Origin of the sequence: Pseudomonas sp. 14P_8.1_Bac3 (assembly GCF_025466085.1) — a bacterium.
Lineage (GTDB): Bacteria > Pseudomonadota > Gammaproteobacteria > Pseudomonadales > Pseudomonadaceae > Aquipseudomonas.
In genome coordinates, this window is the sequence record NZ_JANLOD010000006.1 from 90427 (window position 1) to 115758 (window position 25332).

General features: G+C 60.1%; 18 protein-coding genes and 1 pseudogene. 6 read left to right on the top strand and 13 right to left on the bottom strand.

Features of this window, described 5'->3' with window-relative positions:
- Window positions 1-2 precede the first annotated feature (2 nt).
- The 12 genes and pseudogenes from NTD84_RS01640 to NTD84_RS01690 form a co-directional block, all read right to left on the bottom strand.
- Window positions 3-1163: an acyl-CoA dehydrogenase family protein gene (locus NTD84_RS01640; RefSeq protein WP_262163271.1), complete on the bottom strand. Its 1161-nt coding sequence runs from the start codon at window positions 1161-1163 to the stop codon at window positions 3-5.
- 97 nt (window positions 1164-1260) lie between these two features.
- Window positions 1261-2118 (bottom strand): MaoC family dehydratase N-terminal domain-containing protein, encoded by an 858-nt coding sequence (locus tag NTD84_RS01645; protein WP_262163025.1) that lies wholly within the window; start codon window positions 2116-2118, stop codon window positions 1261-1263.
- A 14-nt stretch (window positions 2119-2132) separates the two neighbouring features.
- The gene (lpdA, locus tag NTD84_RS01650) at window positions 2133-3899 is read right to left on the bottom strand and encodes a dihydrolipoyl dehydrogenase (RefSeq protein ID WP_262163026.1); all 1767 of its coding nucleotides are present in this window, start codon (window positions 3897-3899) and stop codon (window positions 2133-2135) included.
- 10 nt (window positions 3900-3909) lie between these two features.
- Window positions 3910-5196 (bottom strand): dihydrolipoyllysine-residue acetyltransferase, encoded by a 1287-nt coding sequence (locus tag NTD84_RS01655; RefSeq protein WP_262163027.1) that lies wholly within the window; start codon window positions 5194-5196, stop codon window positions 3910-3912.
- An 85-nt stretch (window positions 5197-5281) separates the two neighbouring features.
- A complete protein-coding gene (gene mdeB / locus NTD84_RS01660) occupies window positions 5282-7972 on the bottom strand; it encodes an alpha-ketoglutarate dehydrogenase (protein ID WP_262163029.1) in 2691 nt (896 codons plus the stop codon).
- A 90-nt stretch (window positions 7973-8062) separates the two neighbouring features.
- Window positions 8063-8932, bottom strand: coding sequence for a methyl-accepting chemotaxis protein (locus tag NTD84_RS29940; RefSeq protein ID WP_410017323.1), 870 nt, complete (start codon window positions 8930-8932; stop codon window positions 8063-8065).
- Window positions 8927-9994: pseudogene (locus tag NTD84_RS29945) on the bottom strand (HAMP domain-containing protein); the annotation flags it as partial. The pseudogene NTD84_RS29945 and the gene NTD84_RS29940, both read right to left, overlap by 6 nt.
- Before the next feature lie 277 nt (window positions 9995-10271).
- Window positions 10272-11162 carry an SDR family oxidoreductase gene (locus NTD84_RS01670; protein ID WP_262163032.1) on the bottom strand — a complete coding sequence of 297 codons (891 nt, stop codon included), beginning with the start codon at window positions 11160-11162 and terminating at the stop codon, window positions 10272-10274.
- A 104-nt stretch (window positions 11163-11266) separates the two neighbouring features.
- A complete protein-coding gene (locus NTD84_RS01675; protein ID WP_262163034.1) occupies window positions 11267-13006 on the bottom strand; it encodes a CocE/NonD family hydrolase in 1740 nt (579 codons plus the stop codon).
- Between the two features lie 65 nt (window positions 13007-13071).
- Window positions 13072-14541, bottom strand: coding sequence for a carbohydrate porin (locus tag NTD84_RS01680; protein WP_262163035.1), 1470 nt, complete (start codon window positions 14539-14541; stop codon window positions 13072-13074).
- A 91-nt stretch (window positions 14542-14632) separates the two neighbouring features.
- A complete protein-coding gene (locus tag NTD84_RS01685) occupies window positions 14633-15811 on the bottom strand; it encodes an MFS transporter (protein WP_410017321.1) in 1179 nt (392 codons plus the stop codon).
- A gap of 512 nt (window positions 15812-16323) precedes the next feature.
- Window positions 16324-17025, bottom strand: coding sequence for a GntR family transcriptional regulator (locus NTD84_RS01690; RefSeq protein ID WP_262163037.1), 702 nt, complete (start codon window positions 17023-17025; stop codon window positions 16324-16326).
- A 172-nt stretch (window positions 17026-17197) separates the two neighbouring features.
- Here NTD84_RS01690 and NTD84_RS01695 point away from each other — a divergent pair, with 172 nt between their 5' ends.
- From NTD84_RS01695 to NTD84_RS01715, 5 genes are all read left to right on the top strand, one after another.
- Window positions 17198-18031: a fumarylacetoacetate hydrolase family protein gene (locus NTD84_RS01695; protein WP_262163039.1), complete on the top strand. Its 834-nt coding sequence runs from the start codon at window positions 17198-17200 to the stop codon at window positions 18029-18031.
- Window positions 18032-18111: 80 nt separating this feature from the next.
- On the top strand, window positions 18112-19032 hold the full coding sequence (locus tag NTD84_RS01700) for a VOC family protein (protein ID WP_262163041.1): 921 nt from the start codon (window positions 18112-18114) through the stop codon (window positions 19030-19032).
- A gap of 104 nt (window positions 19033-19136) precedes the next feature.
- On the top strand, window positions 19137-20756 hold the full coding sequence (locus NTD84_RS01705) for a bifunctional 3-(3-hydroxy-phenyl)propionate/3-hydroxycinnamic acid hydroxylase (protein ID WP_262163042.1): 1620 nt from the start codon (window positions 19137-19139) through the stop codon (window positions 20754-20756).
- A gap of 68 nt (window positions 20757-20824) precedes the next feature.
- Complete coding sequence (locus NTD84_RS01710) at window positions 20825-22186, top strand: porin (RefSeq protein WP_262163043.1); 1362 nt, start codon at window positions 20825-20827, stop codon at window positions 22184-22186.
- A gap of 49 nt (window positions 22187-22235) precedes the next feature.
- Entirely contained in the window at window positions 22236-23492 is a 1257-nt protein-coding gene (locus NTD84_RS01715) for an MFS transporter (protein WP_262163044.1), read from the top strand.
- A 50-nt stretch (window positions 23493-23542) separates the two neighbouring features.
- Here the strand turns inward: NTD84_RS01715 and NTD84_RS01720 are convergent, their stop codons facing one another.
- Entirely contained in the window at window positions 23543-24406 is an 864-nt protein-coding gene (locus NTD84_RS01720) for a LysR family transcriptional regulator (protein ID WP_262163045.1), read from the bottom strand.
- A 112-nt stretch (window positions 24407-24518) separates the two neighbouring features.
- On the opposite strand from NTD84_RS01720, the gene NTD84_RS01725 reads away from it, so the two are divergent.
- Window positions 24519-25127 (top strand): LysE family translocator, encoded by a 609-nt coding sequence (locus NTD84_RS01725; RefSeq protein WP_262163048.1) that lies wholly within the window; start codon window positions 24519-24521, stop codon window positions 25125-25127.
- The last annotated feature ends 205 nt before the right edge of the window (window positions 25128-25332 follow it).

Consider the following 25332-nt stretch of genomic DNA (forward strand, 5'->3'; position numbering starts at 1 on the left):
CCTCAGAAAGAACGCGGCAGCCCGAGCAAGTGCTCGGCGACGTAGGAATAGATCAGGTTGGTGGAGATCGGCGCGACCTGGTACAGCCGGGTCTCGCGAAACTTGCGCTCAATGTCGTATTCATTGGCGAAGCCGAACCCACCGTGGGTTTGCAGGCAAACGTTGGCGGCTTCCCACGACGCCTTGGCCGCAAGGTACTTGGCCATGTTGGCCTGGGCGCCACAGGGTTGGTGCGCGTCGAACAGCTGGCAAGCCTTGAAGCGCATCAGGTTGGCGGCTTCGATCTCGATGAACGCGTCGGCAATCGGGAATTGCACGCCCTGGTTCTGCCCGATCGGACGGTCGAACACCACGCGTTCGTTGGCGTAGTTGACCGCACGCTGCATGAACCAGTAACCGTCGCCGATGCATTCGGCGGCGATCAGGGTGCGCTCGGCATTAAGCCCGTCGAGGATGTATTTGAAGCCCTTGCCCTCCTCGCCAATCAGGTTTTCCTCAGGGATCTCCAGGCTGTCGAAGAACAGCTCGTTGGTCTCGTGGTTGACCATGTTGGGGATCGGCTGCACGGTGAGGCCCTTGCCGATGGCGTCTTTGAGGTCGACGATAAAAATCGACATGCCTTCAGACTTGCGCTTCACCTCGGTCAGCGGCGTGGTGCGTGCGAGCAGGATCATCAGGTCGGAATGCTGCACCCGCGAGATCCAGACTTTTTGCCCGTTGACCACGTAGCGGCCGTCCTTCTTCACCGCATTGGTCTTGATCTTGGTGGTGTCGGTGCCGGTGGTAGGCTCGGTGACCGCCATCGACTGGATGCGCAACTCGCCGGCCGCAATCTTTGGCAGGTACTTTTCTTTCTGCGCGGTGCTGCCGTTACGCAACAGTGTGCTCATGTTGTACATCTGGCCATGGACTGCGCCGGAGTTACCACCGGAACGGTTGATCTCTTCCATGATTACCGATGCCTCGGTCAATCCCAGGCCCGAGCCGCCGTATTCTTCCGGGATCATCGCCGACAGCCAGCCCGCGCTGATCAGTGCATCGACAAAGGCTTCAGGGTAGGCCCGCTGTTCGTCGATCTTGCGGTGGTATTCGTCCGGGAATTCACTGCACAAGGCTCGGACGGCGTCGCGGATTTCCTGGTGTTCATCGGGGGCGTACAGCATGGTCATGTCGGTTTCCTGTCTTGTCTGTGGTGATCGCGGCGCAGCAGTGCCCTTGGCGCTTCTGCACAGCCGCACCTTTTTTTAAAAACGCTTGGGTTCAGTCGAACGTGACTTCAGCTTTCATCGTCGAGCGCCTGTTGCAGTCGGTCCAAAGATCGGCGCTGCCCGGGCCGGTAAGCTGGCCGCACACGGCAAAGTCCGCCGTGTCGAACAGCGGGCCGATCGCGCGGAAAGCAAAGTGTCGTATGCGCTTGCCCGGGTGCGCCGCGCGAAAGGCCTCGAGCAGCAATGTCGCGGCCAGCGGGCCCTGCACGACGAGGCCCGGATAGCCTTCTTCCCGGGTGGCGTAGGGCTTGTCGTAGTGAATGCGATGGCCGTTGAACGTCAGTGCTGAATAACGGAACAGCAACACCGGGTCCGGATGGATCAGCCGGCGGAATTCGCCGCGACGCTCTGTCGCTTCGCCGGCCAGGGGCGCTCCTTCAGGCGTTGGCTGGCGGTAGACGATGTCCTGTTCCTCCACCACGCACACACCACGCTCACCTGCAATCTTGTGTTCGACGGTGACAAACAGCAGCTCGCCATTTCGGCCGGATTTGCGCTCGCAACGCAGGATGCGCGAAACCCGGGTAACGGCTTCACCGACGCGCAGCGGCTGCTCGAAGCTCAGGCGTCCGCCTGCCCACATACGATTAGGCAGATTCACCGGTGGCAGGAAACCACCGCGAAGCGGATGCCCGTCGACGCCGATTTCGCGGTGTCGGGCATTCGGCGAGAAATACACCCAGTGCCACAAGGGCGGCAATTCAGCGCCTTCCTGCAGGGTGTCGGAATCGAGGTCGAGCGTCGCTGCCAGCGCTTGCGCAGTGCGTTGATCGATGCGGTCGCTACGCAGTTCCTCGCGGCCCACCCAGTGGCTCAAGTCCGCCAGAGTCGCCTCATTGCAGGGATTCATGGTCATCTCCTCCTTCACGTCTCTTTACGACGTGCCGCCGGCAAGTCGGTGCAACTGCCGTGGGCAACTTCAGCCGCCATCCCCACGGTTTCACCCAATGTCGGATGCGGGTGGATGGTTTTGCCGATGTCCTCGGCGTTGGCGCCCATTTCGATGGCCAGGCACACTTCGCTGATCAGATCACCCGCCCCCGTGCCGACGATGCCGCCGCCGACCACGCGATGGGTGTTGGCGTCGAACAGCAGTTTGGTGAAGCCTTCATCGCGGCCATTGGCAATCGCACGGCCAGAGGCAGCCCAGGGGAAAACCGCCGCATCGACCTTGATGCCTTGGTCTTTGGCTTCTTGCTGAGTCAGACCGGCCCAGGCCACCTCGGGGTTGGTGTAGGCCACACCGGGGATCTGCAACGCATCAAAACGGCTGCGCGCCAGTTCGGCATTGTTCAAGGCTTCACCCGCCGCCACTTCAGCGGCGACATGGCCTTCATGAACGGCTTTATGGGCCAGCATCGGTTGGCCAACGATGTCGCCAATCGCGAAGATGTGCGGCACGTTGGTGCGCAGCTGCTTATCGACGGGGATGAAACCGCGCTCATTGATAGTGACGCCGGCCTTGTCGGCATCGAGCTGGTTGCCATTGGGTTTACGTCCGACCGCGACCAATACCAGGTCGTAGCACTGCGGTTCTGCGGGCGCTTTTTCACCCTCGAAGGTCACCCGGATGCCCTGCTCGCTCGCCTCGGCTTTCACCGTGTGGGTGTTCAACATCAGGTGATCGAAACGATGGCTGTTGTGCTTTTCCCAGACCTTGACCAGATCGCGATCCGGGCCTTGCATCAAGCCGTCCAGCATCTCGACCACATCGATACGCGCACCCAGCGCCGAATAAACCGTGGCCATTTCCAGGCCGATAATCCCGCCGCCCACCACCAGCATGCGTTTCGGCACCGCCCTGAGTTCCAGCGCCCCGGTGGAGTCAACGATGCGCGGATCCTGCGGCATAAACGGCAACTTGACGGCCTGACTGCCGGCGGCAATCACGCACTGTTTGAAGCGAATCACCTGCTTCTCGCCCGTTTGTTCCTGGCCGGAACCCGAACAAAGTGCGACCTCGAGACGGTGCGGATCGAGAAAACGCCCGACGCCGCGCACGACCTCGACACTGCGCCCCTTGGCCATGCCGGCGAGGCCACCCGTGAGCTTGTTGACCACCGATTGTTTGTGCGCGCGCAGCTTGTCGATATCGACCTGTCGGGCACCGAAGTCGATACCCAATGACGCCAGATGCGGAACTTCCTCCATGACCGAAGCGATATGCAGCAGCGCCTTGGAAGGGATGCAACCGACGTTCAGGCAAACGCCGCCCAATGAGGCGTAGCGCTCGACGATGATGGTTTTCCGGCCCAGATCCGCCGAGCGGAATGCAGCGGAGTAACCGCCGGGGCCGCCGCCGAGCACCAGTACGTCGCACTGCAGCTCAGCGCTGCTGGCGGTTGCAGCCGTTGCTGGCGTTGGCGTTGGCGTTGGCCGAATCGCCGACTCATTCGATTCCAGCGTCAACAACACCGCGCCTTCGCCGACCTTCTCGCCAACCTTGACCCGTATTTCCTTGACCACACCGGCGGCAGACGACGGCACATCCATCGTCGCCTTGTCGGACTCCAGCGTGCAGATCGGGTCATCGACTGCCACCACATCGCCAACCTTGACCAGTATTTCAATCACCGGCATGGCGGCGGCATCGCCGATACCGGGTAGCTTCACTTCAATCACCTGACTCATGGGCGTTCCCTCACAGCGTAATTCGACGGAAATCTGCCAACAGAGCCGCCAGATGCTGAAGGAAGCGTGCTGCCGCCGCGCCGTCGACGACGCGGTGATCCCATGACAACGCCATGGGCAGAATCAGTCGCGGCGCGAAGGCGTTGCCATCCCACACCGGTCTGATCTGCGCGCGGGTGACGCCGAGGATCGCCACTTCCGGCGCATTGATAATCGGCGTAAAACCGGTGCCGCCAATGCCGCCCAGGCTGGAAACAGTGAAGGTTCCACCGCTCATGTCGGCGGGGCCCAACTTGCCGTCCCGGGCTTTACGCGCGAGCTCGGCGCATTCGGTGGCGATCTGGCCAATGCCTTTTTGATCGGCATCGCGAATGACCGGCACCACCAGACCGTTCGGCGTGTCAGCGGCAAAACCGATGTGGAAGTACTGTTTGAGGATCAGGATCGGCTCGCCGTCTTCGTTGCCCAGCGAACTGTTGAACGACGGGAAGGCTTTCAGGGTGGCCACCGCGGCCTTGATCAAAAACGCGAGCATGGTGTACTTGATCGAGTCCTTGCCGCCCTCCTGATTGAGCTGCACGCGAAACGCTTCCAGCTCGGTAATGTCGACTTCTTCGTTGTTGGTGACGTGCGGGATCATCACCCAGTTGCGCGCGAGATTTGCGCCGGAGATCTTTTTGATACGTGACATCGCGACCTTCTCGACCGTGCCGAATTTGGCAAAGTCGATGTCCGGCCACGACAGCAGATTGAGTCCACCGATTTGATCGGCACGTGGCGCGGAGCTGTCCAGGCGCAGCAGAGCGTCTTTGACGAAGCGCTCGATATCTTCACGAAGCAGTCGCCCACCCTTGCCGGTGGCAATCGCGCGGCTGACATCCACACCCAGTTTGCGCGCATAGCTGCGTACCGAAGGGCTGGCGTGGGGTTTTGGGCCGGAAATACTCACCGCTGGCGCAGGCGCTTTGGCGATGGTTGGCTGCGGGGGAATGTCGACGACAGGGTCGGCCACGGCCGGGCGCCTGACGGGCAGTTGCGCAACAGGCGCTTCATCAATCGCCATCTGCATCGTGAGGATCGAACTGCCCTTGGAAACCCGATCGCCCTCCTTGATCGTCACCGCCACAACGGTGCCGGCGCCAGGGCTCGGCACGTCCATCGATGCCTTGTCCGATTCCAGCGTCAGCAATGGGTCATCGAACGCCACTTTATCGCCCGGTTTGACCAATACCTCGATCACCGGAAGGTCTTTGAAATCCCCGATGTCAGGGACATGGATCTCTCTTATTTCACTCATGACTTACCGTCGCCCAGAAATAGATCCGTTGCGGGTTCACGCAACGGAGGGAGCGCTCATCGAGCGCATGGGAAGAGAACACCGGTCAGCAGGTCCACGGCGCCGGGCGATCACCCTTCAGCCCGTAACGCTCGATCGCCTCGGCCAACACCTGGCTCGGCAAACGACCGTCACGCACCAAACCGTCCAGCGCCGCCAGCACCACTTGATGACGATCAACTTCAAAGAAGCTGCGCAGAGCGGCGCGGGTATCGCTGCGGCCAAAACCGTCGGTCCCCAAGGCAATGAAGCGCGCATCGACATAGCTGGCGATGAGCTGCGGCCAGGCGCGTACATAGTCGGAGGCGACAATCACCGGCGCATCGCCGGCGAGGGAAGCGCACAGGTGACTAATGTGCTCAGGCTCGGCAGGATTCAGACGATTACGGCGTTCCACGTCCCGCGCTTCACGAGCCAATTCGCTGAAACTGGTGACGCTCCACACTTCGCTGGAAACCTGCCAGTCGGCGGCCAGCAGTTCGGACGCCGCGATGACTTCGCGCAGGATCGTCCCGGAGCCCAAAAGCCGAACAGACCCACGCGATGCCGGTGCATCCGTCACGGCGTAGCGGTACATGCCGCGAATGATTTGATCTTCTACGCCGGATGGCAGTGAAGGTTGGGCGTAGTTCTCGTTCATCACGGTGATGTAGTAAAACTCGTCGACGTCACGCTCCATCATCTGGCGCATGCCATGATCGACAATCACCGCAAGCTCACCCGCGAAGGCCGGGTCATAGGCGCGGCAGTTGGGCACGGTGGCCGCAACCACATGGCTGCTGCCATCCTGATGCTGCAGCCCTTCCCCACCCAACGTCGTTCGCCCGGCGGTGGCGCCCAGCAGGAAACCCCGTGCACGTTGGTCAGCTGCGGCCCAGATCAGATCGCCGACGCGCTGAAACCCGAACATCGAGTAGTAGATGTAGAACGGCAGCATCGTCTTGCCGTGGGCGCTGTAGGACGTCGCGGCGGCGACCCAGGAAGACAACGCACCCGCTTCGGTGATGCCCTCCTCCAACAGCTGGCCATCACGGGCTTCACGGTAATACAGCATTGAGCCGGCATCTTCCGGTTCGTAGAGCTGCCCCAGCGGCGAATAAATACCGATCTGGCGAAACAGGTTGGCCATACCAAAAGTACGCGCTTCGTCCGCGACGATCGGGACGATGCGCGGCCCCAGATCCTTGTCTTTAAGCAAACCGCCGAGCATGCGCACCACGGCCATGGTGGTGGACATCTCTTTGCCGTCAGCCTCGAACGCGAAACGTGCATAGTCAGCGAGCGCGGGGATTGCGATGTGTTCTTTACCCTTCTGCCGCGCCGGCATGTAGCCGCCCAGCGAAGTTCGGCGCTCACGCAGGTAACGCATTTCCTGGCTGTCTTCGGCCGGGCGATAGAAGCGCAGTTGCGCGACGTCATCGTCCGAGAGTGGCAGCGCGAAACGGTCGCGGAACGCCTTCAGCGCATCGATATCGAGCTTCTTGGCCTGGTGCGAGGTCATCCGAGATTCACCGGCGCCGCCCATGCCGTAACCTTTCTTGGTTTTGGCAAGGATGACGGTCGGCCGGCCCTTGTGCGCCTTGGCTGCGGCAAACGCTGCATGCAGCTTGCGGAAATCGTGACCGCCGCGCTTCAGGGCGTCGATGTCGGCATCGGACATGTGCGAGACCAGCGCTTTGATCTCTGGATCCTGCTGGAAGAAGTGCAGCAGATTGTAGGCACCGTCCTTGGAGCCAAGCGTCTGGTATTGACCATCGACGGTCTGGGCGAAGCGTTGCAGCAAGGCATTGTTCGTGTCCCGTGCAAACAGCGGATCCCAGTCCGAACCCCAGATGACCTTGACCACGTTCCAGCCGGCGCCGGTGAACAACGCTTCGAGTTCTTGAATAACCTGACCGTTGCCACGCACCGGTCCGTCCAGACGCTGCAAGTTGCAGTTGACGATAAAGGTCAGGTTGTCGAGTTTTTCCCGTGCCGCGAGCGTGAGCCCGGCGATCGATTCGGGCTCGTCCATTTCGCCGTCACCAAACACGCCCCACACATGACGGTCGGCGGTTTCGGCCAGATTGCGGTGTTCGAGGTAGCGCATATAGCGCGCTTGATAAACCGCACTGATCGGACCAATGCCCATCGACCCGGTTGGAAATTGCCAGAAGTCCGGCATCAACCACGGGTGTGGGTAGGAACTCAAGCCGTTGCCGCCCACTTCCTGGCGATAGTTGGCCAGTTGCGCCTCGGATAGCCGGCCCTCGAGGAACGCCCGGGCGTAAACACCCGGCGCCGAGTGCGGCTGATAAAACACCAGATCGCCGCCGTGACTTTCGTCGCGGGCACGGAAGAAATGGTTGAAACCGACCTCGAAAATTTCCGCGGCGGAAGCATAACTTGCGATATGCCCACCCAGATCCCCATAGGCCTGGTTCGCGCGCACCACCATAGCCAATGCATTCCAGCGAATGATCGACGTGATCCGTTCCTCGACAGCAAGGTCCCCTGGGTAGGGACCCTGCCGTTCAATCGGAATTGTGTTCCGATACGCCGAGTACGGGTGCACATGCGAGGTGATGCCAAGTGCTCTTGCGTGTTGCTCTAACTGTTTGAGCAGAAACTGGCCGCGCTCGGAGCCGCCATCGCGCACGACGGCCTCCAGCGACTCCAGCCACTCCTGCGTTTCATCCCGGTCGATATCCAGTGACGTCAACGACCCAGGGATCGAATTTTCATTTAGCGAACTCATATCTGCCTCCACTCTTGTTGTTGTTTGCTTAGAGATGAACCGACAGAACGTGCCGCCGTACTCAGCCTCATGACCGCAAATGAACTCATTTCAAGACGCCGTGCGAAAACCGCCAACGACCGCGTTGAGCGCACCGCCCATCTGTTCCAGGCCGCGCACCGAGGCGTCCAGCAAGCCGCTGGCAGCGGTGCTTTGCTCAGACACCGCGTGTACTCGTTGCAGGCTTTCGCCAACCTGTTCGGCCACGGCGCTCTGTTGTTCCGCCGCCGCCGCGATCTGCTGACTCATCTGCTCGACCGTTGACACCGCGGCCGCGATTTCCTGCAACGCTTGTGACGCCTGTGCGGCAAGCACCACGCTTTCGCCGGTCAGCACGTGGCTGCCTTGTAAGCGACTGGCCGCCTGCCCGGCGACAAGCCGCAACTGTTGAATGATGGTGGCGATGTCGTCCGTTGAGGTTTGCGTGCGCCGCGCCAGGTTGCGCACCTCGTCGGCGACCACGGCAAAACCGCGACCGTTCTCACCGGCACGCGCCGCTTCAATCGCCGCATTGAGGGCCAGCAGATTGGTCTGCCCGGCCAGGGCACTGATCACGTCGAGTACCTTGCCGATCGCCGCACTCTCGTTGAGCAACAAGCCCATGGCCTCGGAACATCCGCTCATTTCCTCCGCCAGATGACCAATCTTGGTGGAAGCCTGATGCACCAATGCCTCGCCTTTGCGCGCCTGACCATTGGCCTGCTCGACCGCGTGCAGGGTTTGACTGGCGTTGCGCGCGACGTGTTGGGCCGTCGCGGCCATCTGTTGCATCGCGGTGGCCGCCAGTTCTGTTTCTTCACGCTGCGAGACGACGCCTTGGCGCGTACGCTCGGTGACCTGCGCAAGACTGTCGGCGGCGTGGTTCAATTGCCCGACGCCTTGGCCAATCCGGCCGATCAGCCCACGTAAGCTTTCCAGCATGACGCCGACGCTGCCGAGCAACTGCCCGAGTTCATCACGGCGTCCTGCGGCATCAATCTGCGCACTGAGATCGCCGGAGGCCACGCGTCGGGTCAGTTCAACCGCCTGACGCAACGGTTGCAGGATCAAGTGGCGAATCAACAGGCTGGCACCGACGCCCAGGGCAAGCGCCAACAACACCATCCCCGTCAGCAACCGCGATACCCGATGGCTCATCGTCTGCGACGCTTGAACCTGTGTGGCGCGAACCTCCCCAAGCAACTGACTGACCTGGCCGGCAGCGACATTCATCGCCGCCTGGCTATCGCTGGTTTGCTCGCGGCTCGCGGCGTAACCGTTGAATGCGGTGCGGTATTCATCCAGCGCTGCACGGGCCTGAGTCAGCGATTCGCGCTCGGAACCTTCAAGGCGCAGCTCGAGGTTTTCCATGTAAGAGCGCAACTCGATCACCCGCGCTTCCCAGGCGTTACGATCCTCCGTACTGCCTTGCAGCGTGAAGTAGAGTTCGCTGTCACGCAGGTTCGCCAGCTTGTCGCGCAGCGTGGAGGCTTGCTCCAGTTGCAGCATGCGCACCGCGTCGGCCGGCTGCGCCCGCGAGGCCAAAAGGTTGACCGCGTCGAGTTGATCGAGCATCACCACCGTGAATCGCTCGCCCACCACTTGAGCCAGTTGCTGCATGCGCAGGCGAGCCTCGCGGGCATCGCGCTGGGCTTGGGCATAACGTTCGAACTGGGCGAGATAATGGTTAACGGCTTCTCTGGACGCGCCCCGCCCGCTGTCCATCCGGGACTTTTCCAGCAACGCAACCAGCTCGGCGGTAAGCCCGGCAACCTTGTGGGCCTCGTCCTCGGCCAGGTTCAGGCCGAATGCTTTGACCGCGACCTGCGCTTGCAAAATCAGCGATTCAACGGCGGCGACGTCGTTCATCCTGCTGGCGCGTGTTTCGAGCACGGTGAAGGCGTAAAACGCCGTCGCTGCTACGGCCAGTGTCGACAACAACACCAAACCAAAACCCAGCCACAGCTTGCTGCCAACCGACAGGTTGCCGAGTGCGCGGCCCATCACCGGAACGCACCTTGGCACGCTGGCGAGGCCAATCTGAACCCGAACGGAAACGGCAGAGAACACCACGGCAAACTGAGCATATGAGGGCTTCTTGTTGTTGTTTTTCTGGATTCAGAGGCGCTGCATTTCGTACGTTTAGAGCCTATCGCGTAGGCATGTGGCTCGGCCAATGGCCAATAAAGATGGGCGTCAGTTGAAACGCTAATAGGGTTGAGTTTGCGCGTGAGCCGCCGCATTGCACGCGCGGCTCAGGGACAGAAATACGCCGTGAGCTTCAATCAGAAAGCGTTTTCAGACCTTCCTTGAAACTCGCGTATTCCCTGCGGACAAATGCTTCGAACGTGGTCGGCGCACGGCCCAACAGAAAGGACAACACGTTGGCGTTACCGACAAAGTCATGGTTGCTGTAATGCGTGGCTATCGCGAGGTTCATCCGCAACATATGCTGAAGCGCTTCGGGCTCCAGATTGCCGAAACGTTCGCGGACAAACACCTCGACGTCGAAGCGTTCGACCTTGATCTCGTGACCCACCACTTGCGAAGCAACGGCGCCTATTTCGTGCGCAGTAAACCGTCCGGGGCCGACCAGCTCGTAGGTGGCCCCGCCGTGACGCTCGCGCTCAGACAGCACCAACGCAACCACGTCGGTAAAGTCTTCCAGGTCGACCATCGACTGGCGTCTGTCCAGTGACCATGCCAAGCGGAACACGCCTTCCTCGAACACGGCTTTCAATCGTGTAGGCAGCATGTAGTTGGCGGGTTGCAGAATGGTGTATTCGAGTCCGGAGCACAGCAGGTGTTCTTCAATGTCGCGCTTGATCTGGTGCTGGATCAAGTCGCTGGCGATGGCGTGTAGCACCGAGCTGAACACAAAGTGGCCGACGCCTTCTTTTTTGGCTGCATCGATCATGGCGAAACCTATTACGCGCTCGTCGTGATGCAGCGTCGGGCCAATGTGATAGACGCTTTTGACGCCCTTCATGGCCTGGGCAATAAACGCCGGATCGGCAAGATCGCCAACCAGAACCTGTTGCACATCGAGCTTGCGCAGTTGCTCGGCGGAGGATTCGGTTCTGACGCAAGCCCGTAGTTGATGGCCGGACGCGAGTAGTTTGGGCACCAGCCGTTTGCCTTGGTTACCGTTGGCCGAGGTGATAAGGATCAATGGATTTATCTCCTGAAAGGAATCCATGGCGCGATCGATAGAGAGTTTTCAACGCCACAGGTGAAGTGCGCCCTGCCCTTTGAGGAGCACGGCGCATACCAGGATCAGCTGAGTTTGACGGGGAGTTGCAGGTAGGAGGCGTGTTCGCCGCCGGTGTGAATCACGTGTTCGCCGCTGTTGGCGCCGGTGTATTCGGCAATGCCGGGCATCATCGTGCCCATCAGGTTGCGCGAGCTGATGACGAAGCGCAGCTGTTCGCCGGGGTAGAACTTGATGCCGAGCGGCAACAGGTCGATCTCGACATCGACGATCTCGCCCGGTGAGAGTTTTTCCACGCGGTCAAAGCTGTGGGCCGGTACGTCCTCAGTTGAAAGCTTTTTATCCAGATGCCGCGCCGAGACACGCAAGCGGCCGTCCGAGCCTTTGTAGCGAAGGATGGTCGCGCCGTGATCGGTGAGGTCGTGAATCATCGCGCTGTGGTTAGGCGTGGTGAACTGCTGTAGCGGCGTGCCGTAGGCATCGAGTTTCTGCACCAGCACAAACAAGTCCATGTCGTCGGCGCCTTTGGCTTCGACCCAAAGGTGCGCTTTGGGATAACCGACCAGCTCGGTCGCCTGATCAAAACGGGTAATGAACGAGACCGCATTCGGATTGTTGGCGACGCCATAGGAGACCGCGACATCGGCCGCCGGTGCTTCGGGGGCCAGCGTGCGGGAGCGACCGTCGAGGTAGAACCTGGTTGATACCGCCCCTTGCGGCGGGAACGCTTCAGCGGCGACGTTGACCTGATCGCCGCCTTGGAAGTCGTGCACGGCATAGCGCACGCGCGGGGTGGATTCCCAGTCGTTGGCCTGGCCTTTGAGGTAACGGTCGAAGAAACGACGCAGGTCGTCGACGTTCGCTTCGTCGTAGTAATCCGGCCACTCTTGAGTGTTGTGGATACGCAGCCATTTGTCCTGCGAAGCGATTCGCCGCCAGGCGCGGAAGGTGCCGGCGGTGTGCAGGGTATTTGAATAGCTGGCGACGATGTACGCCGGCACATTGATGCGCGAGAAGTCGGGGATTTTGTTCTCCCACAGCTCGTTCATCAGCGGGTAGCGTGCGGCTTCAGCGAGGATGTCTTCTTTCTGGTTCTTGCCGAAGAAGCTGCCGTTCTGCAACAGACCGGCGAAGGCGAGGTCCGGCATGCCGCCGCGCAACACCAGGTCGCGGTACACGTCGCTGACGCCTTCCCACGGGTTAATGGCTTTCAGTGCAGCAGGCTGCTCGGCAGCGGTAAACCATTGCGAAACGGCCAGGTACGAAGTGCCGCTCATACCGACATTGCCGCTGCACCATGACTGCTCCGCGAGCCAGTTAATCAGGTCGTGGCAATCGCGGCCGTCCTGACGATCCCAAAGCACGCTGTTGCCTTCGGAATCAACGCAGCCGCGAATGTCAGGGTTGCAGATCGCGTAACCGTTGGCGCACCAGTACGCGGGATCCGGCGCTTCGAACTTGGCGAGCCCGGACACCACGTTGTTGTTCAAGCCGACCAGGCCAAACACGCCCATTACACTCGCGGAAGTGCCCTGCCCTTTGCCATAAGGACTCCACGCAATGATCACCGGCACCTTGTCGCTACCGGCCGGGCGGAACACGTCGACGTAAATCGTCACGCCATCGCGCAACTTCACCGCAACGTCCTTCTCGAACACGATGTCGACGGGGATCGGGCGAAACTGCGGGGCGATCTGAAAGCCCTTTTCCAGGGTGCGGATGCGCGGCTCAAACGCGGTCAGCAGGCCGGTTCGGGCGGGAGGCAGTGGCGTGGAAGGTGTGTAGATTTTCTGCGTATCACTCATGGAGAGTCTCTCTTGTCTGTCGCCGATAAAAACCAGGGCCCTATTGATCCTTGATACATCGAGGTTCAGAAAAACAGCGTGAAACTGGCTTGCAGGTTGAGGGCGTCTTTGACGTCCGGACTGAACGCCGGGTGTTCGACGTAGCTCAGTCCCGCGCGAACATACGTGCCGGCGGCAACGCGCATGTTGTAAGCGAGCGTTGTCGATTTCGAGTCGTCGGCATTGGACACATGGAACGTATCGAGTTTTTTGTTGGCGTCATCGCTGTAGCTGGTGTAGCCGTATTCCAGCATCACCATGTCGAAAGGACGCGAGTCCAACGGGCCTTTGGCAAACACACGGAAGCCGTAATAAAGGTCAAACAGGTTGCGATCTTCAGGCGCGGTCATCCAGGTAAAACCGGCGTACAGGCCACGAGAGGCGATGGCGCTGTCGAATTGATAAAACTGGTAGTCGCCCAGCACGTAGCCGGCGTAGTTGTCATCACTGCGCTCGTTGCTGAGGAACTGGGTGTATTCCGAGGTGTTGTGAATGTACCCGGCACGCAACCATGCATATGGGGTGCCTGGCGCAGAGGCGCGCTTGTAGCCGAGCTCATCGATGTACAGCGCGCCAGCGTGATCGACGTGCAGATCGAGTTCGCCCAAATGGCGGTCAATTTCCGGCCCCATGCCGTCGGGGCTGATACTGCGTTGAACGCCGAACTTGTTATAGAAGTTGCCGAAATTCAACGTCACGTTGGCCGCCGGGCTGGATACTGGCGCGTGGCTCAAGCCCACTTGAAACGGAATAACCGCTTGCAGGCCCTGAGTACCGCCCACCAAGGTGCCGCCGGTAAACGGGCCGATGAACTCCAGGTCGTTGGGCAGCACACCGATTTTGAATTCGACGGTTTTATCCCACAGGCTCTGGTAGTACGCGATGCGCGTATAGCTGAACTTCGATGACGGGTTCACTTCATCCCAGCTGGAGTAGTAACTGCCTACCCCGAAGATGAACTGCCCATTGTCGAGACCGACCCGCCCCAGATCGTAGGTAAATCCGAGCAGCAGATTTGACGAGTATGTCGGGCGCTCACCGCTATAGGCTTGCGGTTTGTGGCGGTCGTGATCGAGGTAGTTATTGGCAAAGGTGGTCATGTTCAGCATGTTGAAACCGATCCCGTGATCAGCCAGATCACTGCGAAAACCACCCGTGTCACCCAGGATACTTTCCGACGGTGGCGGCAGTTCAGTCAGTTGGCCGTGCTCAACCAGTGCATCGATCTTCGCAAACTGTTTTTTACGTTCGATGATATGACCCAGCAGCTGGCTGTCGGGCAGGGCCTTTTTCGTAGCCGCCTGATCAAGCCCTTGTGCCGACTGCTTCAATTCCGGGGCAACCTGGCCAACGATGTTTTGCGGCGTTGGCGTTGTTTCAGCACGAGCATTCAGCGAGTGAGCCGCCCAGATGGCCAAAACTGCCGCCAGCGTCACGCGGATAAATTCAGGCGCGTGCTTACGGATTCGGTTCGTCCCGTTGGGATGGGGCCGCATACAGTTTCCTTTTATTTTTATTTTTGGTGGTCATTAACGTTATAGCCGGCCCCGGCGCAGGCACGCACGGTGGCCGTATTGTTCGGTTTTGCTAGGTGGCTTCAGGTGCGATCACACGCTGTGGCTGATTCGGCGACTTGGCAGACAGGCATAACAAACCAAACGCCGCGACCGGGAGTATCGGAAACAGCATCAACCCTGTGCGGTACGAGCCGCTTTTATCGAACACCATCCCCAGCACGAACGGGCCGATAATGGCGCCCAGCAGGGTCACCGAAAAGGCACTGCCAAAGATCCGCGCATACGCCAATTTGCCAAATCGGCGGGAAATCAGATAACCGAGAATGTCGATCTCGGCGCCCTGGGTCGCGCCAATCAGGAAGCTCGCCGCCAGCGCCCAGTTGAGCCCGTCGAGCAGCATCAGAAAGCCAACCAGCTGACAGGTGAGGAAAATTCCGGCCACGGTGCGGGTGTGCAGATGATCGAGCAACGCGCCGCCGAACAGTCGCCCGAACAGCGACCCGGCAGAACCCGCCGCAACGATGCCGGCAATTTGATTGGCGGACGCGCCCCAATCCGAGAGCATCGCCGGCAGATGAACGCTGGCACCCACCACGCCAAACAGCACCAGTACAAACGCCAGCGAATACAGCCAGAAATCACGGGTTGCCACGGCCTCCCGCAAGGTCAAACCGACCACCTCAAGCTGGCTTTTTTCCGTGCGGCGCTCGGCTTCCGGAATCGGCCCGTTGTTGTCACGCACAAACAGCGCGAGATTGACCAGACCAATCGCCAGAGCCGTTACCCCGGCCACCAAAAACGCCTCGCGCCAGCCGTTCAATGCGATGTTTTGCGAAATCAGATAGGAGAACGCGCCGGTACCGACCGCAAGGCCCGACGAAGTAATCGCAAAGGCCAGTCCCAAATGTTTATCGAACCAGCGCTGGGTCAAAAACAGGAAGGCCGGGTAACTCGCCAGATTGCCGAACGCCACACTCAGCGCCGTGATCGCAACAAACGCGGGAAATGAGTGAATGAGCGACAGGCACATGTAGCTGCCGCATCCGAGCACCGTGCCGACCAGCGCGACACGGCGCGCGCCAAAGCGGTCAACGAGGATGCCAGCCAGTGGCATCACCAGCGCGTTGCAGATGGACGCGACGGAAATGATGATCGCAAAATCGGTACGCGACCAAGCGAACTCGGCTGTCACCGCCTTCATGAACAGGCCCAACGGAATCAGCAGAATGGCCGGCGACGCGATGCTCATACCGAGAAAACATCCAACAAGTACTGACCAACGTTTCATCTCTTGTGTCCTTATTATTGTAATTGCACGCGCGCTTGGAGCTGTGGGTCGATGACGCGACGGATTCGCCTTTTTCACGAGCCTACGTCCACAAGCAATTTATATCAACAGCAGTTGAGATAAATGGCAAGAGAAAGGATGGGCGGAGTGCGATGATCGAAAAACAGCGGGCAGCCGCGATGAGTTGATCGTCAACGTTTAAGTCAAAAATCCGCGGGGAGAAGGCCTACATTTTTATGGCGACACTGTCATCGAGATCGGTGGGATGCGTGTCGAAGTTGGGGCGATCGGCTTTTCAGCATCTTCGGTAAACAAAGCGACAGCGATGTCGTTTTGACCTGTTTTCAATGCGCGGTCGACGAACGGCAGGTCGCCGTCAAAGCGTCCGCCACCCTGCAGACCATCTCTCGCGATACAGGCTCAGTCGCGCTCCGACAGACGCCGCAACGCAGACTGAACGATGGACGACACCGTTATCCCAGCAGCGCGTGCTTCAACACCGAGTCAGTCGTGGTCTGATAGTGCCCGGACAGCAACTCGCAAGCCTTATCGATGTCTTTGGCCAGCGCAGCGTCCGTCAACTGGCGATGTTCGTTGGGCACGTCACGTTCAGTGCTGTCGGCATAGTGCATCGACAGGAAACGATAACGCGCCGTCTGGTCCCGCAGAGACGTACACAAGCGCAGCAATGTGGGCGAATTACAGCTGGAAATCAGCGCCTGATGGAACAGTTCATGGGCATTTTCCCATTCCGGCTTGAGCAGGCGCTCCGGGCCTTCGACGATGGCCAGGCGATCAAGCCGGTGATGAGCCGCCAGCACGCGACTCTCCCATTCCACGTCACCCTGACGTATCGAATCCGCCAGCGCTTTGCACTCGACATGCAAACGCACAGCGGTGATGTCGGCGATTTCCGCTGCTGAAATTCGGCCAACACTGAAACCCTTCTGGTCCGCCGCCGAAACGAAGCCGCTGCTCGCCAGGCGCGACAAGGCTTCACGTAACGGAATCACTCCGACTTCGTACGCGTCGGCTAATTCCTTGAGGCGTAGACGGCTGCCGGGGGCCAACTGGCCATTGATGATGTCCTGACGAATCCTGGCTTCGAGTTGCGAGGCCATGGTGCGCTTTTCAGCGGGTGCCGGAGTTTGCCAGTTGATCAGGGGGGAATTCACGGTCGACTCCTTTACGTTGTGTCAGCACGAATCATACACAACCCATAAAATTTCTCACATTGATGAAAATATATATTTTTTGTTGACGGTATATTTTTTTGGTTCTAGCTTTATGACTACGCGGTCGGCTGCCATTCCTCCCGGCCTTTTCAATCCAACAAGAGAAACCGTCATGCGCTACGTCCGATTCCTCAATCAAGGTCAACCTGTCCTGGGTGTCGTCACCACCGAAGGTGTGCGTGTACTGGGGGCCGAATCGCTCGAGTCACTCCTGGCCCGCGGCGTCGACCTGACCACTCACGGTGCTGAAGCCAACGGCGCGCTGGTCGAGATCGCTGAAGACGCTTATCTGCCATTGATGGCGAGACCGACCAAAATCGTTTGCGTGGGTCTTAACTATGCCGACCACACCAAAGAATCCCCTTACGCCCAACCCACTTACCCGACCCTGTTCCCGCGCTGGAACTCCAGCCTGACGGCTCACAACAAACCGCTGGTTCGTCCACGCGTTTCCGACACGCTCGATTACGAAGGCGAGATGGCCGTAGTGCTCAAAAGCGGCGGTCGTCACATTCGCAAGGAAGATGCGCTCAGTCATGTCGCCGGTTACGCGTTGTTCAATGAAGGCTCGGTGCGTGACTACCAGTTCATCTCGCCGCAGTGGACCGTGGGTAAAAACTTCGATGACACCGGCGCGTTCGGCCCGATCCTGGTGACCGCCGACGAATTACCGGCAGGCGGCAAGGGCTTGCTGCTAGAGACCCGGGTCAACGGCAAGGTTGTACAATCGGCCAACACCAACGACATGCTGTTCGACGTAGCCACCATCATCTCGACGCTCAGTGAAGCGGTGACACTGGAAGCGGGCGACGTGATTGTCAGCGGAACCCCGGCCGGCGTTGGTTTTGGCATGAATCCAAAGGTGTACCTCAAGGCTGGCGATGTCGTAGAAGTGTCCATCGAGGGCATCGGCAAACTGGTCAACCCGGTGGTCGACGAAGCCTGACAGCAACCCTTGCTATCTCGCGCAGGGCCATCCTGGAGCCCTGCGCGCAACAACTACAATAATTAAAAATGGAGGCAATCATGAGCGTGTCCCATGGTGTGCATTCAATCGATCACTACGCGCTGAACGTTCCGTCGCTCGACGAAGCCTGCCAATTTTTTGAAAGCTTCGGCCTCGATGTGGAGCGTCAAGTGGATCAACTCCTGTTGCGGGCCGCCGACGGGCACGTGTGGGCTAAAATCCTCCCCGCCGCCGCAAAATCCATGGCGTACCTGAGCTTCAACTGCTACGAACAGGATTTCACCGCGCTGTGCCAGCAGATCGAAACGGCGGGTGGGCGTTTTGAAGATCATCCCGGCGCCGGCATCTGGTTCCGCGACCCGGATGGCAATCTGTTGCAGGTCAAGGTCGGCGAAAAAACCATGCCCGACCAGAAGGCCGCCCACCTCGGCAGCAGCACACCCGCCAATAATCGTGGCGCAACCACCCGCGATGACCAGGCCCGGATTCGCCCGCGCCGTCTGTCCCATGTCCTGCTGTTTACCCCGGACGTCATCGGTGCCCTGCACTTCTACGACCAAGCGCTGGGCCTGAAGCTTTCCGACAAGTCGCTGGACATCATTGCTTTCACTCACGCGCCGCACGGCTGTGATCATCACCTGGTGGCCTTCGCCAAAAGCAGCGCCAAAGGCTGGCACCACGCGGCGTGGGAAGTAGGCAACATCAATGAAGTTGGCGCCGGCGCCGCACAGATGGCCGCTGCCGGTCACGCAAAAGGCTGGGGCACCGGTCGTCATTGCCTGGGCTCGAACTACTTCCATTATGTGCAGGACCCGTGGGGCTCGTTCTGCGAATACTCGGCAGACATCGACTACATCGACCCAGGCGTCGAATGGCCCGCCGGCGATTTCCCGCCGGAAAACTCCCTGTACCTCTGGGGGCCGGACGTGCCGGACAACTTCGTTTTCAATACTGAAGCCGATACTCCGGCACCGGCCTGAGTCACCGCTAACCAACCTGACTTCCTGCATCGCGCGATTCCACTGAAACGCGCGACGGGCCCGGCCATGTCCGGAAATCATTGCGCAGTACACGAGGCACAGTCATGAATCAGCACACTACAGTCGATGTCGCCATCGCCGGTTACGGCCCTGTCGGCCAGACCCTGGCCATTCTGTTGGGTCAGATGGGTTATTCGGTCGCCGTATTCGAGCGCTGGCCCGCGCTTTATCCCCTGCCGCGCGCAGTGTTTTACGATCATGAAATCCGCCGCATTTTTCTTTCCATGGGGCTCGGCGAAGAGCTGGCAAACATATCCCAGCCGTCGGCTCGGTATCAGTGGTTCAACGCTGACTGGAAAGTGTTGGTGGAAATCGACTGGTCAGCCGAGTCCATCAGCGACGGGCCATTCGGCTACCTGTTCAACCAGCCATCGCTGGAAGCCGCACTGGACCGCAAGGCCAAGAGCATCGGCACCGTGCAGGTTCATCAGGGCTGGGAAGCCACTGCGCTCAAGCAAGACGCCAAAGGCTGCGACATGGTGCTCAATCGGGTGATTCGCCAGGACGGCAAATTCTCGCTCGGCGAAGAGCAGCAAAGCGTCCGCGCTCGTTACGTGATCGGTGCCGACGGCGCCAACAGCTTCGTGCGCCAGTCGCTCGGCATTGAATGGCAAGACCTGGGCTTCCAGGAAGACTGGCTTGTGGTCGACCTGCAGCCAAAACCGGGGGTGCAACTGGACGTGCCGGACATCGGCCAATGGTGCAATCCCGAGCGCCCGACCACCATGGTGCCCGGCGGTCCTGGTTATCGTCGCTGGGAGTTCATGCGCCTGCCGCACGAGACCCTCGAAGAACTGCAAGACACCCACAAAGTCTGGTCGCTGCTCTCGCGTTGGGTCACGCCGGACACCGCCGATCTCGTGCGCCATGCGGTCTATCAGTTCCGTTCACGCATCGCATCGAACTGGCACAGCGGCCGGGTGCTGCTGGCCGGCGACGCCGCCCACGTCATGCCACCGTTCATGGGCCAGGGTATGTGCTCGGGAATCCGCGATGCATGGAATCTGTCATGGCGTCTCGACTTGCTGCTGCGCGGCCTGGCCGACGACAGCCTGCTGGACAGCTACACACTGGAGCGCAAACCGCAGATCCGTGCGGTGATCGAAGCGTCCATGGCCATGGGCAAAGTGGTCTGCGTATCGGACCCGGTGAAAGCCGCCGAACGTGACGCGGCGTATCTGAGCGGCAACGTGGCGCCGCTTCCACCGTTCCCCGGTCTGACCGATGGACTTTTGCAAGAGGAAGGTCAATTGCGCGGCATTCTCGGGGTTCACGGCTCGATTGAAATCGGCGGCAAGGTCGGGCGCTACGACGATGTCATCGGCCGTGGCTTCCATTTGCTCGTCAGCGGCGATGAAGACCCGCTGGCCCAGCTCGATACGCAACTGCTGACCTTCATCAGCGAGTACGACCTCAAGGTCGTGCGGCTGGCCACCGTTGCCGACAGTGCCAAGGGCATCTATCGCGACGTGTCCGGCAAGTACTTGCAGTTCATGGCCGAGGCCGGGCTCAAGGCCCTGGTCGTGCGCCCGGACTACTACTGCTACGGCGGCGTGGCCGAGCTGTCGGCACTGCCGAAACTGCTCGACTCACTGCGCCAGCAGTTGCAACAGAACACCCGCCACAACGCTGTCGATCACGACACGGAGGCCTTTCACGCCTGACACCGATCTGCCGGGGCACGGACGCCCCTCCCCTTTAGAACTCTGACAATAAAAACAAGAGACAGACTATGCACACCATCAAAGTGAAAACGCTTGGTGCGGTTCTGGCCGCCTTCGCAACGCTCAACGCTCACGCTGCAGAAACCCCTGATACCGGCGAAGGCACGCTGTTTCGCAGCCTGTTCGGCGACACCCTGGAAAAAGACTACGGGATCACGGTCTCCGGGCTGTTTGACGTCGGCTACTCGCGCAACAACCGCTCGACCCACGACGAACGTCAGGATGGCTTGAGCAATCTGCCGCTGGTGGGCTTCGCCGATGAAGGCCTTGAATGGGGCGGCTTGCACCTGTTCGTCGACAAGGCGCTCAAGGGCAACATGATCCCGCGCATTACTCCCCTGCCCGGCCCCGCGCCGACCGAAGCGTCCTTCGGTTTCACCTTCGAGATGAACTACGGCCGCAATGCGCAGTTCGCCCGTACGCAAGGCTGGGATATGCATTGGGATGTCAACTCACCGGGAGACGACAACCTGGCGAAGGCCCAGCGTGACAAACAGAAGTTCCTCGCCATTCCCAACATCGCAGCAACCGCCTATCTGCCCTACGGCCCCGGCATCACGGCGATGGCCGGCGTCTTCGGTCCGGCGCTCGGCTACGAAATTCCGCCGAACATCCGTGCCGCACGCAACCCGTTCGCCAGCAAGACCTACGCTTTCGTCAGCGAGCCCGGCACGGTCGCCGGGGTCTTGCTCGGCACGCGTCTGTACAACGGCGAGTCGTCGATCCTCGGTGCCGAACTGGGTGTCGTCCAGGGCTGGAACAACCTGCAGGACAACAACGACACCAAGTCATTGATGGGCGCCGTGCGCTGGCGCACCGCCGATATGCAGACCTGGATCGATTATGAATTCATCCTCGGCGATGAGCAGAACGACAGTTTCAGCGATGTGCAGGCGCCGACGTCGCGACTGGTTGCAGCAGACGGCCAATTCAAACAGCAGCACTCGCTCAACGGCTGGCACCGCTTCGATTCGAATTGGTCGATGGGCGCCGAAGTGGTCTACGGCCATCAGGGCGGCGACGGCAAAGCCAGTACCGTCGACATCATCAACGGTCCCGGTTTCGATGGCGCGCATTGGTGGGGCGCCAACGCCGTGCTCACGTATCAGCAACGACCGGACCTGTCGTACTCGGTACGCGCCGAGCATTTTGCCGACCCTGACGGTTTCATCCTGCTGCCCGCCTCCACCGCCCGCGGCAACTTCAACGCCGTTACCGCCGGCCTGCGTTATGACCTGAACAAGTACATCTCGCTGCGCCCCGAAGTGCGTTACGACGTGTTCGATGGCAACGCCGACGATCACCCTTTCGGCAATGGGCGTGATCGCACGCAACTGACCGGCCTGGTGGAAGCGCTGATCTATTTCTAAGCCCCCGGCAGCCGGTGCTGCCTTTTTCAACTCCATCCGAGTAACAACCATGAACAACAAAAAGCACGCGTGGGATGTTCGCTACGAGATTAAAGCGGTGGCCATGCTGGCCCTGGGCTTCGGCCTGGTGGGCCTGGATCGTTTCATCATCCTGCCGCTGTTTCCGGTGATGATGAAAGACCTCGGCCTGGACTATCAGGACCTCGGCAACGTGACCGCCGTCCTGGGCCTGGCCTGGGGCATTTCTTCGATTTTCATGGGACGGCTGTCCGATCGAATCGGACGGCGCAAAGTCCTGATCCCGGCCGTGCTGGTGTTTTCGTTGCTCGCCGGGCTTTCCGGACTGGCAACCGGCATTGGCGGCCTGATGCTGATTCGCGCGATCATGGGCATCTCCGAAGGCGCCTTCACGCCGACGGCACTGGCGGCCACGGCGGAGTCTTCCCACCCTGCCCGACGCGGCATGAACATCGGCATCCAGCAGGCGTTTTTCCCGATTCTGGGTTTGGGTCTCGCGCCGATTCTCGCCACGCAGTTGCTGCTGGTGGTGCCGTCCTGGCGCTGGGTATTCGTGATTGTGTCGTTGCCAGGCTTCCTGCTGGCCCTGGCCATGTACCGCCACCTGCGGGAAACCCGCGCCGTAGCACCGAAAAAAGTCGAAAGCCGCACCAGCGCCGCACATCCGGGCTGGCTGGATGCCCTGCGCTTTCGCAACGTGTGGCTGAACATCGTCGGCATGTTTTGCATGCTCACGTGCCTGTTCGTCATCAGCGTGATGATGCCCAACTACCTGATGGACTATTTGCACCTGCAGGTCCAGCAGATGGGCTTTGTGATGTCGGCGATCGGCCTTGGTGGTTTTCTCGGGCAGTTGATCATGCCGGCGGTGTCGGACCGTATCGGCCGCAAACCGGTGGTGCTCATCTCGTTCGTGGCCACCGGAGTCTTTCTATGGCTACTGATGGGCACCGGTGCCGAACCGCTGAAACTGTTCGCGCTGCTGTTCCTGACGATCTTTTTCAATTTCAGCATGATCTGCATGACCGTCGGGCCACTCACCAGCGAATCCGTTCCAGCGGCCCTGACCTCCACCGCCACCGGTCTCGTGGTAGGCATCGGGGAGATTTTTGGTGGTGGCGTAGCGCCGGCCATTGCGGGTTATATCGCCCAACATCACGGCATCGAAAACACGATGTACCTGGCACTCGGCGCGGTCCTGGTCGGGTTGCTGGTCGCCACCTGTTTGCGCGAAACGGCCCCTGCACGGGTTCCCGCGTCTGCCGCCAGGGGCATCGACAGCGTTTGACCCAATCGCGCCTCTCGGGAAACGACAGGATGTCACCGGACTGCGCTTTGCTAAGCCTGCAGTCTTAGCGCACTGATGATAAACGCATGAAGGCTGTTGACCGCTTTAGATCCCCGAGAGGCTCGGCTACGCAGAATCGAAACGTCCATAGGTTCGATGTTTCCCAAGCCGTGCTCGCTACTCAACACCTGAAGCGATGGAGGCACGCAGCACTGCGTAATCACGGCAATCGCGAGCCCACCCTCAACCGCGGCGATCTGGCCAGCAAGGCTGGAGCTGTTGTACACCACCTTGAATTGACGCCCTTGCTTGGTCAGTGAGTCGACCGCATTAAGCCGAGCCAGGCTCGCACTTTCGTAAACGGCGATAGGCACCGGGTCTCGCCGCCAGAGTTCGAACTGCGGTGAGCCGACCCAGACCATCGGCTCCTTGAACAGATAGGTGCCGCTTTGAGGCGAGTCCCTGGACACCAGCGCAAGATCAAGATCGCCACTTCGCACACGCGGGATAAGCGCAGTCGACTGTTCACAGGTCAATTCTATTTCCACACCTGCGTAGCGCGGCGAAAAACGCTTCAGGAGCGGCGTGAGATAACGGGCCGCGTAGTCCTCCGCCACGCCAAGGCGAATGCGTCCGCTCAACTCTTCACCGTGAAACGCGGCCTGGGTCTCGGCGTGCAATGCGAGCATGCGACGGGCGTAACTCAGCAGCGTCTGGCCGTCCGCGGTCAGTTGTAGGTGCCTCGGGCCGCGATTCAACAACTGCCGGCCCAAGGCAGTCTCCAGTTTCTTCATCTGCATGCTGACGGCAGACTGCGATCGGTTGACCTCGTGCGCCGCACCGGATAGCGACCCGGCATCCACCACGGCCACGAAGCACTTGAGCCAATCGATCTGCAAATCACTGGCAGGCATCGCTGTTCCTCTATTCGTTAATCGAATGGCTAACACAAGAATTATGCGCTTTTCATGGTAGCCGTTCACCTCGCAAGATGCTGGCCTGACTCAACAAAATACTGGACTGATCATGCCGTTTGAGACCTGGTTGCTCTATCTGATGACCTGTTGTGGCATAGCGGTGGTGCCCGGTCCCAATGCGTTGTTGGTGCTGACCCATGGCGCCATCCATGGGCGTCGGAAAACGCTGTTCACTATCACCGGCGGCGTACTCGGCTTTGCTATCGTGCTGTCGTTTTGCGCCTTGGGGTTGGGCGCACTGATCCAAGCCTCGGCCACCGGGTTCACAGTGTTGAAGGTGGGCGGCGGGCTCTACCTGATCTGGCTGGGTTTCGGGCTGTGGCGCTCGCCGCCCGTCAGTCTCGAGATGACCGGCCCTACACGCTTTCGGCCCTGGTCGCTGTTCCGCCAAGGGCTGGTCTCCGCCATTTCAAACCCCAAGGCACTGCTGCTATTCACCGCGTTCATTCCCCCCTTCCTGGATCCGCACAGAAGCATCATCGCGCAGACAGCGGCCATCGCGCTGACCTATGCGGTCGTAGAGTTCGTCGTCGAGTATCTGGTGGCGAGCGCTGCGCACCAGGTCAGGCCCTGGCTAGCGCGAACCGGGCGCCGGTTCAATAAAGTCTGTGGCGGTTTTTTTGTACTGTTCGGCTTGGCGTTGCCCATTCATACGTGAGAGCCCGGGAACGTCATGAAGCGCTCAAAGGGGGCGACGGGCCGCACACTCTGGACATGGAGGGCGCGAATGCAGGGGCCCGATCTCGCGTTGCCTTGCGGCATTAAGGATAAAACCTATACAAGAACTACCATGACGTACAATAAAAAGCGTTGTCCGTTGACGCCCATTGCCCGCACATGAATCGCAGCCTGGCGGCGAGGAA